13 protein-coding genes and 1 tRNA gene are annotated in these 16007 nt (G+C 74.6%); 6 read left to right on the plus strand and 8 right to left on the minus strand.

Annotated elements, in window-relative coordinates; translation table 11 throughout:
• The first annotated feature begins 199 nt into the window (after positions 1 to 199).
• From IE109_RS03495 to IE109_RS03520, 6 genes are all read left to right on the plus strand, one after another.
• A complete protein-coding gene (locus IE109_RS03495) occupies positions 200 to 1189 on the plus strand; it encodes a polyprenyl synthetase family protein (protein ID WP_189549597.1) in 990 nt (329 codons plus the stop codon).
• 459 nt (positions 1190 to 1648) lie between these two features.
• Entirely contained in the window at positions 1649 to 1870 is a 222-nt protein-coding gene (locus IE109_RS03500; protein WP_189548956.1) for a type A2 lantipeptide, read from the plus strand.
• Between the two features lie 96 nt (positions 1871 to 1966).
• A complete protein-coding gene (locus tag IE109_RS03505) occupies positions 1967 to 2773 on the plus strand; it encodes an HlyD family efflux transporter periplasmic adaptor subunit (RefSeq protein WP_189548957.1) in 807 nt (268 codons plus the stop codon).
• Positions 2758 to 5004, plus strand: coding sequence for an NHLP family bacteriocin export ABC transporter peptidase/permease/ATPase subunit (locus tag IE109_RS03510; protein ID WP_189548958.1), 2247 nt, complete (start codon positions 2758 to 2760; stop codon positions 5002 to 5004). Before IE109_RS03505 ends, IE109_RS03510 begins: the two co-directional genes overlap by 16 nt.
• A gap of 1 nt (position 5005) precedes the next feature.
• Entirely contained in the window at positions 5006 to 7960 is a 2955-nt protein-coding gene (locus IE109_RS03515) for an NHLP bacteriocin export ABC transporter permease/ATPase subunit (RefSeq protein ID WP_189548959.1), read from the plus strand.
• 121 nt (positions 7961 to 8081) lie between these two features.
• A complete protein-coding gene (locus IE109_RS03520) occupies positions 8082 to 8303 on the plus strand; it encodes a hypothetical protein (RefSeq protein ID WP_189548960.1) in 222 nt (73 codons plus the stop codon).
• 128 nt (positions 8304 to 8431) lie between these two features.
• Here the strand turns inward: IE109_RS03520 and IE109_RS03525 are convergent.
• From IE109_RS03525 to IE109_RS03560, 8 genes are all read right to left on the minus strand, one after another.
• Positions 8432 to 8519, minus strand: a tRNA-Leu gene (locus tag IE109_RS03525).
• A gap of 292 nt (positions 8520 to 8811) precedes the next feature.
• The gene (locus IE109_RS03530; RefSeq protein ID WP_189548961.1) at positions 8812 to 9897 is read right to left on the minus strand and encodes a sugar phosphate isomerase/epimerase family protein; all 1086 of its coding nucleotides are present in this window, start codon (positions 9895 to 9897) and stop codon (positions 8812 to 8814) included.
• Between the two features lie 53 nt (positions 9898 to 9950).
• Positions 9951 to 11330: an alkaline phosphatase family protein gene (locus IE109_RS03535; RefSeq protein WP_189548962.1), complete on the minus strand. Its 1380-nt coding sequence runs from the start codon at positions 11328 to 11330 to the stop codon at positions 9951 to 9953.
• A complete protein-coding gene (eboE, locus tag IE109_RS03540) occupies positions 11327 to 12496 on the minus strand; it encodes a metabolite traffic protein EboE (protein ID WP_189548963.1) in 1170 nt (389 codons plus the stop codon). The genes IE109_RS03535 and eboE overlap by 4 nt, the downstream gene beginning before the upstream one ends.
• A 12-nt stretch (positions 12497 to 12508) precedes the next feature.
• A complete protein-coding gene (locus IE109_RS03545; protein WP_189548964.1) occupies positions 12509 to 13357 on the minus strand; it encodes a TatD family hydrolase in 849 nt (282 codons plus the stop codon).
• Complete coding sequence (locus IE109_RS03550) at positions 13357 to 13974, minus strand: EboA domain-containing protein (protein WP_189548965.1); 618 nt, start codon at positions 13972 to 13974, stop codon at positions 13357 to 13359. Before IE109_RS03550 ends, IE109_RS03545 begins: the two co-directional genes overlap by 1 nt.
• On the minus strand, positions 13971 to 14981 hold the full coding sequence (locus IE109_RS03555) for a sugar phosphate isomerase/epimerase family protein (protein ID WP_189548966.1): 1011 nt from the start codon (positions 14979 to 14981) through the stop codon (positions 13971 to 13973). The genes IE109_RS03550 and IE109_RS03555 overlap by 4 nt, the downstream gene beginning before the upstream one ends.
• Positions 14978 to 15973, minus strand: a complete 996-nt coding sequence (locus tag IE109_RS03560) for an SCO3242 family prenyltransferase (RefSeq protein WP_189549598.1) — start codon at positions 15971 to 15973, stop codon at positions 14978 to 14980. The genes IE109_RS03555 and IE109_RS03560 overlap by 4 nt, the downstream gene beginning before the upstream one ends.
• Positions 15974 to 16007: the final 34 nt, after the last annotated feature.

A 16007-nucleotide genomic window follows, 5' to 3' on the forward strand; every position in this document is an offset into this window, starting at 1 on the left:
TCCGTCGGGTGCGCCGGTCGGCGGGTGGGGTGCCCCGGACGGGGCGCCGGACGCCGGACGGAGGGCGGACGCCGGACGCGGAGCGGACCGGGACGGGCACGCGGCCGTGGCGGAGGACGCCGGCGGCGCGGGCGGGCGGGCGCATCCCGCGCCGGACGACGCCGACGGCGTCGAGGCGGTGCTGGCGCGGTGCCGCGCCATGGTGGAGCCTGAGCTGCGGGCGCGGGTCGGCGGGATGCACGCGTGGCCGGCCGAGATGGCCGGGTACGCCTTCGGCTGGTGGGAGCGCGGTGGCGCGCCCCGTACCGGATCGTCCGGCAAGGGGGTGCGGCAGGCGCTGGCCGTCCTGTGCGCCGAGGCGGCGGGGGCGCCGGCGCGGGCGGCCGTCGACGGTGCCGTGGCCGTGGAGCTGGTGCACACGTTCTCCCTCCTCCACGACGACGTCATGGACGGCGACGAGACCCGCAGGCAACGCCCCGCGGTCTGGAAGACGTACGGGACGGGGCCCGCCGTCCTGGCCGGGGACGCGCTGTTCGCGCTGGCCTTCGAGGTCCTCGCCGGCTCGCCCGGCCCGCACGGAGGGGCTGCCGTGCGGCGCCTGTCCCGGGACATGGCGGACGTGGTGGACGGACAGGCCGACGACCTGCTCTTCGAGGGGCGGCCGTGGACGGGCCCGGACGCCGTCCCGGTCGACGCCTACCTCCGCATGGCCGAGCACAAGACGGGCGCCCTGCTGGGCTGCGCGGCGGCCCTGGGCGCCCTGCTGGCGGGCGCGCCGGGGGCGACCGTGGACGCGCTGGCCACGGCGGGGCGGCAGCTCGGCGTGGCGTTCCAGGCGGTCGACGACGTCCTGGGCCTGTGGGGCGACCCGGCGGCGACGGGCAAGCCGGTCCACGGCGACCTGCGGCGCCGCAAGAAGACGCTGCCGGTGCTGGCGGCCCTCGCGGCGGGCACGCCGGCGTCCCGGGAGCTGGCGGCGCTCCTGTCCGGGCCCGGTCCCCTGGACGGGGCGGCGGCGGCGCGGGCGGCCGGTCTCGTGGAGGAGGCGGGCGGCCGGGCGGCGGCCATGTCGGAGGCCCGCGACCGCCTGGACCGGGCACGGGCCTGCCTGCGCGCGGTCCCGCTGGCGCCGGAACCGGCCGGGCGGCTGCTCACGCTGCTGCCGTTCGTGGTGGGCCGCTCGCTGTGAGCACGGGCCGGGTGGGGGCGGACGCCCCCACGGGCCGGGGCGGACGCCTCTGCCACGGCGGGGCCGGCGCCGGGAACCGGCCGGCGCCCCACCCGGCCGCACATCCCTTTTGAGGCAATGCCAGCGAATCTGCACAGCGAATGTACAGGCGTCACACCGCCTCCCGCGTCCCCTCATGACAGCGGCGGGACCACTCGGCCGTTGATACCGGAATGTCCCGTTCCGAAATGCCACCGGCCATGCCCTCGCGAGGGCGGCCGGACGACCCTGTGAAGAAGCTGCCACCAAGCCATGGACCCTTCTGCACAGCAACACAATTCGGCACCCGCATAACGCCGTTGCGGATACCGTCCGGATTGGCTGCACAACACACCCGCGTGCTTTGATCCTTCGCACTGCGGCGGTCTCGCAAAGGCTCGCTCCGCAGTGATTTCGAGTTATTCGTGCGAAGGGAACACCATGAACCCCCAGATCCAGACCCAGGAAATCTCCGACGCCGACCTGGACGCCGTGTCCGGTGGCCTGCACAGCGCCGTCGCCAGCGGTGTCGTCGGCAGCGCGACGGCCACGCTCGACTCGGTCGCCCCGGTTTCCACCGTCGCCACCACGGCCGTCGGCGCCGTCGAGTCCTTCGCGGGCCTGAACACCTCGGCCGTCACCGGCCTGGTCGCCGGTCTCTGAGAGACGGTACGGGCGGGCCCCGGAACAACACCGTTCCGGGGCTCACCGCTCTGTTCGCCCCCTGACCCGGACACGCGCAGTCGAGGGAAGAGTTTCGTGCAGTTCCGCCAAAAGGCCCTTTCCAAGCTGCAATCGCCCGAGGAAATAGACCTGCCGGTGCGACTCGCCCGGCCGCAGGGCCTTCTCGTACTCGCCGTCACCGTCGTCGCCATGACGGCCGCGGCCGTCTGGGCCGTCACCGGAACGGTGTCGTCCACACTCACCGCGCCCGGCGTCCTCACCCACAGCGGCGGCAGTTACGTCCTCCAGAGCCCCGTCGCAGGGCAGGTCGTCCGAGTGCTCGCCGAGGAGGGGGACCACCTCCCCGCCGGCGCGCCGCTGCTGGAGGTCCGCACCCCCCGGGGTCCGTCCGTCGTGCGCACCCTCGCCGCGGGCCGGGTGACGACACTCGTGGCGTCGATCGGCTCCGTGGTCACCACCGGCTCGGACGTCGCGGCCGTCGAGCGGGTCGCCACGGAGGACGCCCCCCTTACGGCGACGGTCTACGTCTCCGCGGAGCGCGGCGCCACCGTACCCGTGGGCGCCGCCGTCGACCTCACCGTCCCTTCCGTACCGGCACAGACGTACGGCGTCCTGCGCGGCCGGGTGAAGTCCGTCGGCCGGACCCCCCGGACCCCCCGGCAGATCGGCGCGTTCCTCGGCGACAGCCGGCTCGGCGAGCAGTTCTCGCGCGCCGGCCGGCCCGTGGCGGTCGTGGTCCGGCTGGAACGTTCGCCCTCGACGCGGACCGGGTACGCCTGGTCGACGTCCCGCGGCCCGGCGTACCCGCTCGACTCCATGACCCAGGTGAGCGCCTCCGTCCACCTGGCCTCGCAGCACCCGGCCGAATGGCTGCTGCCGTGAGCGCGCCCGGCGGCCGGCGCCGCGCCGAACCGGCTCCCAGGGGCCGGGCGAGGGCCGCGCGGCCCGCCGCCGGCCGGCGGCGTCCCGTCCGCACGCCCACCGTGCTCCAGATGGAGGCCGTGGAGTGCGGAGCCGCCTGCCTCGCCATGGTCCTCGCCCACCACGGGCGGCACGTGCCGCTGGAGGAGCTGCGCATCGCGTGCGGGGTCTCCCGCGACGGCTCCCGCGCCGACAACGTCCTGAAGGCCGCCCGGACCTATGGCCTGAACGCCAAGGGCATGCAGATGGAACCCGGGGCGCTCGACGGGGTGCCGGCCCCGGCCATCCTGTTCTGGGAGTTCAACCACTACGTCGTCTACGACGGGCCGGGGCGCCGCCCCGGCCGACGCGGTGTGTACGTCAACGACCCCGCCAAGGGCCGCCGCCTGGTCCCGCCGGAGGAGTTCGACACCAGCTTCACCGGTGTCGTCCTGGTCTTCGAGCCCGGCCCCGGCTTCCGCCCGGGCGGCCGCAGACCCGGATTCCTGAGCGCCGTGCCCGCCCGGCTGCGCGGCACGACGGGCACGCTGCTCGCGGCGCTGCTCGCCAGCCTCCTGCTCGTCGCGGTGGGCGCGGCGCTGCCCGCGCTGAGCCGTACGTACATCGACATGTTCCTGATCGGTGGCCAAACCTCGGTGCTGGGCCCGCTGTTCGCGGCGATGGCGGCCATGGTCGCCCTGACCGCCGTGCTGACCGGGGTGCAACAGGCGAACCTGCTGCGAGGCCGCATCATCGCCTCCACGCTCGGCAGCGCCCGCTTCCTGCGGCACCTGATGAGGCTGCCGGTCACGTTCTTCGCCCAGCGCAGCCCCGCCGACCTGGTGCAGCGGCTCCGGTCCAACGACGCGGTGGCGGAGACGCTGGCGAGGGACCTGGCCGCCGCCGGGGTCGACGGGGTCGTGGTGGTTCTCTACGCGCTGCTGCTGTGGACGTACGACCCCCAACTGACGCTGGTGGGCGTGCTGATGGCGCTGCTCAACGTCGTCGCCATACGGACGGTCATCCGGTTGCGGTCGACGCACACCCAGAAGCTGCGGGCCGACAGCGCGCGGCTGGCCAACACCTCCTACACGGGCCTCCAGCTGATCGAGACCCTGAAGGCGACCGGTGGCGAGAACGGGTACTTCCGCCGCTGGGCCGGTCAGCACGCCACCACCCTGGAGGTGCAGCAACGCCTCGGCGTGCCCAGCGCCGCCCTGGCGGTCGTCGCCCCCGCCCTGGCCACCCTCAACAGCGCGCTCATCCTGTGGATCGGCGGTCTTCGGGCGGTGGAGGGGCACCTCTCCGTCGGCCTGCTCGTCGCCTTCCAGGCCCTGGTCACACGCTTCACCGCGCCCCTCACCCGGCTGAGCGGGGTGGCCGGCCGCATCCAGGACTTCGCCGCCGACGTGGCCCGGCTGAAGGACGTCGAGAACTTCCCCGCGGACGCCCTCCACGCGCGCGTGGAGCCGGTCGCCGACACCCGCCGCCTCAAGGGCCACGTCGAGCTGGAGAACATCACCTTCGGCTACAGCCCGCTGGACGCTCCGCTGCTGAGCGGCTTCTCGCTGACCGTGCGCCCCGGCCGGCAGGTCGCGCTGGTCGGCGGCTCGGGCAGCGGCAAGTCGACCGTGTCCCGGCTGATCGCCGGGCTCTACACCCCGTGGGAGGGGACGGTCCGGATCGACGGCCGGCGCCTGGAGGACATCCCGCGCGGCGCGCTGGCCGCCTCCGTGTCCTTCGTCGACCAGGACGTGTTCCTCTTCGAGGGCACGGTGCGGGACAACGTCGCCCTGTGGGACCCCTCCGTACCGGACGACGCGGTCGTCGCCGCCCTCAGGGACGCCGCCGTGTACGACGACGTCGTCGCCCGCCGCCCCGGGGGCATCCACAGCCGCGTGGAACAGGACGGCCGCAACTTCTCGGGCGGGCAGCGCCAGCGCCTGGAGATCGCCCGCGCGCTGGTGCGGCGGCCGAGCGTCCTCGTGCTGGACGAGGTGACCAGCGCCCTGGACGCCCGCACCGAGCAGGTCGTCATGGACAACCTGCGGCGGCGCGGCTGCGCGTGCGTGGTGATCGCCCACCGGCTGTCCACGGTCCGCGACAGCGACGAGATCGTGGTGCTGGACCACGGCACGGTCGCCGAACGGGGCCGCCACGAGGACCTGCTCGCCGCCCGGGGGGCGTACGCCGAGCTGGTCGAGGAGCGCTGACATGTCCCCGCACCCGGAGTCCCCGCGTCCCGAGTCGGTACGCCCGGTGTCCCCGCGTCCCGAGTCCCCGCACCCGGAGTCCGGGCACCCGGGGGTGGCCGCCGACCCGGTCATCCACGCCCTGGGCGAGCTGGGCCGGCCCGTCCCCCGTTCCGGTCCGCGGAACGTGCCGCTGGAAGGGCCGCACGTGCTGTGGCTGGTCGTGGCGGGCGGGCTCGACCTGTTCGCCGTCGACGCCGCCGAGCAGGGCCACTGGCACTTCCTGGGCCGCCTGGAGGCGGGGAGCCTGCTCCTCGGCCCCGTCGAGGGACCGCGGCACACACTGGTCGGCCGCCCGACGCGGGACTGCGCGCTGCGCCGGATAGCGCTGCGCGAGCTGTCCGCCGGCCACGACCCGTACGGCGCGTACGGCGCCCATGACCCGTACGGCGTGTACGACCCGTACCGCACGTACGACGCGCACGGCACGCACGGCGCGGCGGCGCTCGTGGAGCACGCCGTCGCCCTGGGCACCGCCCGCAGCCTGGGCGTGCTGTTCGAGGCACCGCTCGACGACGGGCGAGCCAGGGGTGACGGGGCCCCGGCCGACGACGACATGCTGTGGATGCCGGTTCCGCCCGGCAGCGTCCGTCACGGCGCCGCGCACCCCGTGTACGGCGCGGAGGCGGCGGGCGACCTGCTCGTCGACGCCGCCCTGTGGCAGCGGATGGTGGACCAGCAGTACCGGCTGCTGTCCGCCGTGGACCGCTGGATCGAGCGGCTGGAGCGGGCCCACGAGGACCGGGCGGCGGCCGGGATCAGGGCGGGTGAGGCGGTCCGTACGCGGGCCGACCAGGCGCTGCTGGCGTCCATCGGCCGGCCGGGGCGCACGGGCCGGAGGAACACCCGCGGGGCGTCCGACGACGCCACCTTCGCGGTGTGCCGGCACGTCGCCCGGGCGGCCGGGATCACCCTGGCCGAACCATCGGCGAGCGGTGTCACCGACGAGCGGACCGGCGCGGTGGAGCGCATCGCACTCGCCTCCCGGGTCCGCACCCGGTCGGTGCGGCTGGAGGGGCGCTGGTGGCGGACCGACTCCGGGCCCCTGGTGGGACACTGGGCGAAGTCCGGCGCCCCGGTGGCGCTGCTGTGGCGGCGTGGCCGGTACGAGGCGGTGAACCCGGCGTCGGGCCTGCGGCTGCGGATCGACGAGAGGAAGGCCGCCGAGCTGGAACCGCGGGCGGTGATGTTCTACCGGCCGCTGCCCGAGCGGCCGATGACACCGGCGCGGCTGCTGCGCTTCAGCCTGCGGGGCGCCGGGGGCGACGCCCGCAGGCTGGCCCTCGCCGGGCTGGTGACGGTGGGGCTGGGCGCGCTGGTGCCGGTCGCGACGGGGCGGATCCTCGGCGTGTACGTGCCGGCCGGGCGGACGGACCCGATCGCTCAGCTGGCGCTGGCCGTGATGGTGGCGGGCGTGGTGTCGGCCGCGTTCACGCTGATGCAGAACCTGACGGTGCTGCGGATGGAGGGACGTGTCGAGAGCGTCCTCCAGCCTGCCGTGTGGGACCGGCTGCTGCGGCTGCCGACGAGGTTCTTCGCCGAGCGCTCCACCGGCGAGCTGGCGAGCGCCGCCATGGGGATCAGCGCGATCCGCCGCGTCCTGACCGGCATCGGCCCGGTGACCGTGCAGGCGACGACGGTCGGCGCGGTCAACGTGGTGCTGCTGCTCTGCCTCAGCGTCCCACTGGCCCTGACGGCGATGGCCATGCTGATGGTCGTCACGGTCGTGTTCCTGGTGCTCGGGCTGTGGCAGGTGCGCCGGCAGCGGCGGTTGGTCGAGCTGCACAACAAGCTCGACAACCAGGCGTTCCAGATCCTGCGGGGGCTGCCGAAACTGCGGGTCGCGGCGGCGGAGAGCTTCGCGTACGCCGCATGGGCGCGGCGGTTCGCCCGTTCGCGCGAGCTCCAGCGCGAGGCGGGCCGCATCCGCAACATCACCACCGTTCTGGACGCGGTGTACCTGCCGCTGTGTTCGCTCATCATGTTCATGCTGCTGGCGGGCCCGGCGCGCGGCAGCATGACCGCCGGCGGGTTCCTGACGTTCAGCACCTCGGTGACGATGCTGCTGACCTCCGTCACGCAGGTCACCGGCGCCCTGGTCTCGGCCGCCGCGGCGCTGCCCCTGTACGAGCAGGTCAAGCCGGTCCTCCAGGAGGCGCCCGAGGTCCGCGGGTCGACCACCCCGCCCGGTGTCCTGTCGGGCGCCGTGGAGGCGCGCAACCTCTCCTTCCGCTACTCCGACGACGGGCCCCTGGTCCTCGACGACGTGTCACTCGACATCCGCCCGGGCGAGTTCGTGGCGGTGGTCGGCCCGAGCGGCTGCGGCAAGTCGACGCTGCTGCGCCTGCTCATCGGCTTCGACCGGCCGCTCTCGGGCAGCGTCCTGTACGACGGCCAGGACCTGACCGCCCTGGACCAGGCGGCGGTGCGGCGCCAGTGCGGTGTCGTCCTGCAGAACGCCCAGCCGCTGACCGGCTCCATCTTGGACTGCATCGGCGGAGCGGAGTCCTTCTCCCAGGAGGAGGTGTGGGCCGCCGCGGAGATGGCCGGCCTGGCGGAGGACATCAGGCGGATGCCTATGGGCCTGCACACGATGATCGCCGGCGGCGGGGCGGTCTCCGGCGGCCAGCGCCAGCGGCTGATGATCGCCCAGGCCCTGATCCGCCGGCCCCGGATCCTGTTCCTGGACGAGGCGACCAGCGCGCTGGACAACGAGACGCAGCGCGTCGTCATCGACTCCACGCGCCGCCTGGACGCCACCCGGCTGGTGATCGCCCACCGGTTGTCGACGGTCATGGACGCCGACCGGGTGATCGTCATGTCGGCCGGCCGCGTCGTCGAGCAAGGTCCGCCCGCCGCGCTCCTCGCCGACCCGGACGGTCACCTGTACGACCTGGTACGCCGCCAAATGCGCTGACCGGGCACCCCTCGAAAGGGTGGGATCCGCCCCGAGGGGCGCGCCGGTCCCCGCGATCGCGGGAACCCCTCCCTGCGAACCCCGCCCGGACGGACCGGGCGGCGCGTCCACGGAGGAACACATGCTCAGGAAGGCCTTTGCCTGCACGGCTCTCGTCGCCGCTGCCCTGGCGCTCGGCACCGCCCCCGCCGCCGCTGACGGCTACGAGAACGACGACGCCCACGGCAAGTTCCACGCCGTCGAGTGGGACAAGGGCAAGTTCGCCGCCCTTGAGTCGGCCGGCGGCTCGAAGATCGCCGCCGGCGGCTGGAACAAGGGCGGGGCCATCGGCGCCGAGTGGTAGCCGACCCGCTCGCCGAACGGCGGCCGCCGGGACGACAGCGTCGTCGTCCCGGCGGCCGCCGCCGTCCGTCGGCACCCGCCGCCGGGAAAAACAGAAAAACCCCAGATGAACTGGGGTTTTAACTGGTGTGGTGTCCGAGGGGGGACTTGAACCCCCACGCCCGATAAAGGGCACTAGCACCTCAAGCTAGCGCGTCTGCCATTCCGCCACCCGGACAAGGTGTCCGCCGCTTCGCGGGGCGTTCCCCGCGGCGACATGGATAACTCTACCAGGGGTTCGAGGTGCCCTTCACCTGTATATCCCGTGGTCAGGAGGGTGGGCGGGGGCTCGCGGAGCCACTCCCGCACCGCGTACGCAGGGTTTCCGGCACCGTACTGACGGTGAGGGCCGCACGGACGGTCGGGGCCGCACACGGACGGATCGGAAGGCACTTCGCCGGCCGGACGCGGGCCCGCCGCATCGAGGCGGGCCCGCGGCCGGCCGGCCGGACGTGGAGCGGTGCCTCGGCTCAGCAGTCCCTCTCGCGCAGTGAGTGGAGGTGCGCGCTCGCCTTGCGGGCGAAGGTGAGGGAGTCGACCGGGTTGTCGTGCTCCGCCTGCCAGTGGTGGTCGCGCCGACCGCCGTGGGTGCGGCCGACCGCCGACATGAAGCGCTGGTAGTCGATGTCCCCGTCCCCGACGTCCACCATCCGGTAGCCGTCCCGGGCGGACTCGTCGCGTTCCCCGTCCTTGACGTGGAAGAGCGGGTACCGGTCGGGCTGCCTCAGGACGTACGCGAGGGGGTCGAAGGGCGCGGGCGTGCCGTCGGCGCGCCTGCCGAACCGGAACCGGCCGGCGTACGCCCAGTAGATGTCCATCTCCAGGTAGACGAGGTCGGGGTCGGTCTCGGCGAGGAGGACGTCGTAGAGGCGGACGTCGGGACGGTCGGTGGCGAAGGAGAACTCCTCGGCGTGGTTGTGCTGGTAGAACTTCATGCCGCGCTTCCTCGCCTCGGCGCCGTAGTGGTTGAACTCCTCGGCACAGCGCTTCCAGCCGTCCACGGTGGCGCCGTAGCGCCAGGGGCCGGAGGCGGTGCCGATGTGCTTCAGGCCGAGGGCCTGGGCGTCGTCGAGGACCCGGGTGAGGTTCTGGGCGAACGTGTAGGCGCCGGGGTCGGAGGAGTGGTAGCCGACGTGGCTGCCGATGGCGCGCAGGCCGTTGTCGCGGGTCAGCCGCTTGAGCTGGGCGAGGGTGAGGGGGCCGGCCGAGCCCTGGGAGTACCCGGCGTACTCGACCTCGTCGTAGCCGAAGCGCCGCAGCTCCTCGAAGACCCTGGCGAAGCCGAGGGTGGAGACCTTGTCGCGCAGGGAGTACAGCTGGATACCGAGCCGTCCGGGCGGCAGGACGGGGCGGCCTCGTCCGTGGCCGTGTCCAATATCCATGGCGTGCCCGGTGTTCGTGCCGGTCCCGGCGGCCGGGGCGGGGCCGGCTGCAGAGGCGGTTCCGGTGCCGCCGAGCAGGGCGGCGGCGGTGGCTCCGGCGGCGACGCCGAGCATGTCGCGCCTGCTGAGCCTGTGGACGAGTTCGGGGTCGGTGGTCCTGGGCGTGCGCGGCATGTGGATAACTCCTCGTTGTCGGTGGCTTCTGCTTCACTGGAGGTCGCTGGGGATCAGTGGAGACCGGCGAGCCGCAGCAGCAGGGACTTCACGTCGGTGGCCGCGACGCGGCCCGGCAGAGTGCGGGGGGTGGAGCACACGATGAGCGGACCTTCGTCGTCGCTCGTGGGGAGGCGGCCGTGGCTGCCGCGGACAGGTGAGGGGTCGAGGGGCACGACCGCCATGCGATAGCGCATGCCGAGCTTCTTGCGGGCCAGCGCCGTGGCCGCCTTGACGCGGACGTAGGGGTCATGGGGGTCCATGAACAGCTCGGCGGGGTCGTAGCCGGGCTTGCGGTGGATCTCGACGAGCTGCGCGAAGTCGGGCGCGCGGGCGTCGTCGAGCCAGTAGTAGTACGTGAACCAGGCGTCCGGTTCGGCGAGGGCGACCAGCTCGCCCGAGCGGGGGTGGTCCAGGCCGTGGGCCTTCTTCCCCTCGTCGTCGAGGAGCGTCTCGATGCCGGGCAGGCCGGCGAGGGCTTCGCGGGCGGCGGCCAGGTTCTCCGGGTGTCGTACGTAGACGTGGGCGATCTGGTGGTCGGCGACGGCGAAGGCGCGGGAGGCCATGGGGTCGAGGTACTCCATGCCGTCCTGGGTGTGGACCTCCAGCAGGCCGGCGCGGCGCAGCGCGCGGTTGATGTCGACGGGCCGGTTCACGCGCGTGATGCCGTACTCGGACAGCGCGACGACGGTGCGGCCCTCGGCCTCGGCGTCGTCGAGGAGGGGGGCGATGACGGAGTCGAGCTCGGCGGCGGCCCGGTGGGAGCGGGGGTCGTCCGGGCCGTAGCGCTGGAGGTCGTAGTCGAGGTGCGGGAGGTAGCTCAGGGCGAGGTCGGGGGTGCGGGTGTGGAGGACGTGGCGGGTGGCGTCGGTGATCCACCGGCTGGACACGATGCCGGCGCCGGGTCCCCAGAAGTGGAACAGGGGGAAGGTGCCGCAGGTCGCGGTGAGTTCGTCGTGCAGGGCCGGGGGCCGGGTGTAGCAGTCCGGTTCCTTGCGGCCGTCGGCGTAGTAGACGGGGCGGGGGGTGACGGTGATGTCGGTGTCGGCGCCCATGGCGTACCACCAGCAGATGTTGGCGACGGTGTAGCCGGGGTGGGCGCGGCGGGCGGCGTCCCAGAGTCTGTCGCCGGTGACGAGTCCGTTGTGCTGGCGCCACAGCAGGACGTCGCCGAGCTCGCGGAAGTACCAGCCGTTGCCGACGATGCCGTGCTCGGCGGGGAGGGTGCCGGTGAGGAAGGTGGACTGGGCGGCGCAGGTGACGGCGGGCAGGACGGTGCCGAGCGGGGCCCGGGAGCCGGTCGCGGCGAGCCGTTCGAGGCGGGGCATGTGGCGCAGGAGCCGGGGGGTGAGGCCGACGACGTCCAGCACCAGGAGGGGGGTGGGCCGGTTCATGGCAGTTCCTTGAGGCCGAGGTCGGTGAGGAGGTCGCGGGCGAGGGCGAGTTCGGCGGCGATGCCGTCGGCGAGCCGGCCGCGGGTGCGGGGCCGCAGGCCGGGCGGAAGGGCCTGCCAGGTGTACGTCTCGACTTCGAGGTGGCGGGTGTGGGGCGCCGGCCCGCCGACGAGCCGGCCGAGGGCCTCACGGAGCACGGGGAGGGTGGAGGTGAGGGGCGCGGCGGGCGGGCTGTGCAGGGGGACGTGGAAGTGGGCCCGCCAGGGGCCGCCGTCGGGGAGCGTCTCCCCGTCGAGTGCCTGGGGGAGGTCGTCGGTGCCGCGCAGGCCGGCGGAGGTGCTGGTGCGGGTCTGGTGGAGGAAGCGCGGTTCCGCGAAGGCGGCGAGAGCCGCGCGGACTTCGCGAAGGTGCGGGTGTTCGGCGTGGAGTGCGGCGGAGAGCTGTGCTTTGGGGATGGGGACGCGGGCGGCCACCAGGGCTTCGATCGCGGTGTGCGGGTCCTCGAAGGAGGTGGCGAGGTGGCAGGTGTCGACGCAGACGCCGATGCGGGGGTGGGACACCTCGGTGAGCGGGCCGATCGCGTCGGCGGTGGTCTCGATGGTGCAGCCGGGTTCGGGTTCGAGGGCGACGCGGAGCGACTTCCCGGTCAGCTCTTCGAGGGCGTCCAGGCGGTCGGCGAGGGTGAGCAGCGCGGTGCGGGCGCGCGCGGCGGCGGCGCTGTCGAAGGGGGTGCGCCAGGCGAGGGGCAGGGTGGAGACCGAGCCCTCGGTGACATCGTCGGGCAGGAGCGCCGCGAGCAGGCGGGCCAGGTCGGTGGTGTGGGCCAGACGCTCCGGGCGGGTCCAGTCCGGGCGGTAGACGCGGTATTTGACCTCGCCGGCACCGAAGCCCTCGTAGGGGAAGCCGTTGAGGGTGACGACCTCCAGGCCGCGGCGGTCGAGTTCGGCGCGCAGCCGGCGCAGCGCGGCCGGGTCGTCGGTCAGGGCCCGCGCGGCGGCCCGGGCGAGCCACAGTCCGATGCCGAGACGGTCGCGCCCGAGGCGTCTGCGGACCGGTTCGCAGTGGTCGCGCAGCTGGGCGAGGACGCCGTCGAGCGTTTCGGCGGGGTGGACGTTGGTGCAGTAGGCGAGGTGGACGGTCGAGCCGTCCGGGTGGCGGAAGCGCATGGCCGGCTCCTCTCATTCCCCGCCGCGGAGGATGGAGTTGCCCTCGTGGAGGGTGCCCGGGTCGGGGAGGTCGAGGTGGAGCCGTCCGCTGAGGCCGTAGAAGGCGACGGGGTTGCGCCACAGGACCTGGTCGACGTCGTCGTCGGTGAAGCCGGCGGCGAGCATGGCGTCGCCGACCCTGCGGGTCTTGAGGGGGTCGCTCCTCCCCCAGTCGGCGGCGGAGTTGACCAGGACGCGTTCGGTTCCGTGGTTCTTCAGGACGGCGACCATGCGGTCCTCGTCCATCTTGGTGTCGGGGTAGATGGAGAAGCCGAGCCAGGCGCCGCTGTCGGCGGCCTCCTTGACGGTGGTCTCGTTGAGGTGGTCGAGCAGCACCCGTTCCGGGGGGAGGTGGGACTCGCGGATGACGTCGACGGTGCGGCGCAGGCCGGCGAGCTTGTCGCGGTGGGGGGTGTGGACGAGGGCGGGCAGGCCGTGGTCGGCGGCCAGCTGGAGCTGGGCGGCCAGGGCGGTGTCCTCGGCGGGGGTCATGGAGTCGTAACCGATCTCGCCGACGGCGACGACGGAGTCCTTGACGAGGTAGCGGGGCAGGGCGTCCAGGACGGGGGTGCAGCGGGGGTCGTTGGCCTCCTTGGGGTTGAGGGCCAGGGCGCAGTGGTGGGCGATGCCGTACTGGGCGGCGCGGAAGGGCTCCCAGCCGAGCAGCGCGTCGAAGTAGTCGAGGAAGCTGGCGGGCGAGGTGCGGGGCTGGCCGAGCCAGAAGGAGGGTTCGACGAGGGCGCGGACCCCCGCGTCGTACATGGCCTCGTAGTCGTCCGTGGTGCGGGAGGTCATATGGATGTGCGGGTCGAAGATGCGCATCAGGACTCCTCCGGGGGGACGGTCAGGGCGAGGACGCGGTGGAGGTCGGCGGGGACGGGGCGGCCGGCGGCGGTGCGTTCGTCGGCGTGGTCGCGGAGCATCCGGGCCAGTTCGGTGTCGTGGCGGGCCCGCCGGGGCAGGTCGGCGACGGTGTCGACGGGGACGCCCGTGAAGAGGCACTTGAGGACGGCGTGGCGCCAGGCGTGCGGGTCGAGGTGGGTGGCCGCGTAGGGGCCGACGGCGGCGGCGACCAGCCGGGTGTCGTTGGTGCGCAGGGCGTCCTCGACCAGGGGCAGGGCCGTCGGGCCCGGTACGAGGGAGGGGAGGGCGAGCAGGACGGCGCGCCGCTCGGCGGCGGTGCCGTGCCGGTAGAGGCGGCTGAGGGTGTCCGGGTCGGCGCGGGCCTCGGTCAGGAGGAGGGCGCGTACGGAGTCGGCGTGCTCCGGGCCGCAGTGGCGGCCGGCGGAGGCGAACCGCAGTTCCCACGCGGGCACGGCACCGGGCGTGGCGGGAGGTGCGGCTCCGGCGGCGTGCGCGGCCTCGGTGAGGCCCTCGTCCAGCCAGGCGCGGGCGGCGTCGTGGAGCCGGTGGGCCAGTTCCTCGCGAGTGGTCGTCACGGTGTCGTCGCCCCCTTGCCGCCGGTCTGCCGGCGGAGGAAGTCGATGGACCGGCGGGCGAGTTCGGGCCCCGCGTGGGAGTGGCGGGGCAGTTCGACGACCGTCAAGCCCTGGTAGCCGGTGGCGGTGAGGGCCTGGAGGACGGGCGGGAAGTCGATCTCTCCGTCGCCGAAGGGCAGGTGTTCGTGGACGCCGCGTCGCATGTCCTCGATCTGGACGTGGTGCAGCCAGGGGGCGGCGTCGCGGACGCAGTCGGCCGGGGCGGCCGGCTCCAGGCACTGGCAGTGGCCGATGTCGAGGGTGAGGCCGAGGAGGCCGGGCGCGGGATCGCCGAGGAGGCGGCGGAGGTGGTGGAAGTCGGCGAGGGTGGCGAGGAGGTGGCCGGGTTCGGGCTCGACGGCGAGGGGGACGCGGGCGGTGGCCGCCGCGTCCAGGACGGGTGTGAGTGATTCCTCGAGCCGCTTCCACGCGGTGGTGGTGTCGGTGGGCGGGAGGTCGTCGGGGGCGACGCCGCTGAAGCAGTGGACGGCGTGTGCGCCGAGGTCTGCGGCGACCTGGACGGCGCGGAGCAGGAGGCGGGTGCGGGCGGCCCGTCCCTCGGGGTCGGGGTCGAGGAGGGAGGGCCCGTGCTTGCGGCGCGGGTCGAGGACGTAGCGGGCGCCGGTCTCGACGGTGACGTCCAGCCCGAGGTCGCCGAGGCGGCGGGCGACCCGGGAGGTGCGGGCGGCCAGGTCGGGGGCGAGGGGGTCGAGGTGCATGTGATCGAGGGTCAGGCCGACGCCGTCGTAGCCGAGGTCGGCGAGGAGGACGAGGGCGTCCTCCAGGCGGAGGTCGGTGAGGCCGTTGGTGCCGTATCCGAAGCGCGGGGTGGTGGCGCGGACGCCGGGCCCCGGTTCGGCGGTGGGCGGATCGGCGGCCCGGGAGCCGGCGTCGGAGGGGCCGGTGGTGGGCGGTTCGGTGGCGCGAGGGCCGGTGGTGGCACCGGGGGCCCTGGTGGGCTCGGTCATGTGGGGCTCACCTTCCGGGCGAGGGCGCGGGCGAGCGGGGCGAGTCCCATGAGGGCCGGCCCGGTGAGGGTGGCCCCGCTCCGGGCGGCGAGCGCGGCCTGGAGGGGGATCATGGCCCGGATGCCGCCTGCGACGGCACGCCGGGTGAGGGGTGGCGACGGGTTGAGCGCCGCGTGGAGGAGGGGGACGGCGGCGGTGCGGAGGTAGGCCGCCGCGGTGAGGGCCGCCGCCGTCCGGGTGCGGTCGCCGGCCGCACCGCCCCGGGGGCGGGACGCCACGGCGCCGAGCAGGACGGTGGCCGCGAGTGCCCCGAGCGGGGCGGTCGTCGAACCGCCGTGCGCCTCATGACGGGACACGGCGGTGACCGCGTAGGTGTGTGCTCCGAGCAGGGCGGCGGACGGCAGGGCGGCCACCGCCGGGACCCGGCGGCCGGGCCCCCTCCGGCCGTTGGGCGCGGGGGCCGGGGGACGGCGGTGGGGGCGCCGCGCGGGGGCGGCATGGTCGGTGGGCGCGGCGCGAGTGACGGGTGCGGCGACCGTGGCCGTCGCGCCGAGGAGGAGGTCCAGGGCGCGAGCCGCGGCCATCGTGGCCGGGGCGGCACGGGTGTGCTTCAGGCGGAGGTCGTACGCCCACACCGTCGCGGCCAGCGCGGTCGCCACCGCCAGGGGCGCGCGGCCCGCGCGGGCGGCGAGCGCCAGGCCCGTGGCCGTCAGGGCCGCTGACGCGGCCAGGGCGGCGCGGGGGGTGACGCGGCCCGACGGGACGGGGCGGTGCGGGCGGTCGACGGCGTCCTCGTCGCGGTCGGCCCAGTCGTTGAGCGCCATGCCCGCCTCGTACAGGCACAGCGAGGAGCCGATCGCGAGCGCGGTGCGCCGGCTCGGGCGCAGGCCCACGGCCGAGGCGCCCGCGAGCGCGTCGCCGGGCACCGAGAACAGGGCGGACACCCGCAGGAGTTCCGCCCAGGCCCGCCGCCGCGTCCCGCGCGGGCGCACCCCGGTACGCTCACCGGCCCGGCCCGCCGGGTCC

The organism is Streptomyces lavendofoliae, assembly GCF_014649735.1.
In the GTDB taxonomy this organism is placed as follows: Bacteria; Actinomycetota; Actinomycetes; order Streptomycetales; family Streptomycetaceae; genus Streptomyces; species Streptomyces lavendofoliae.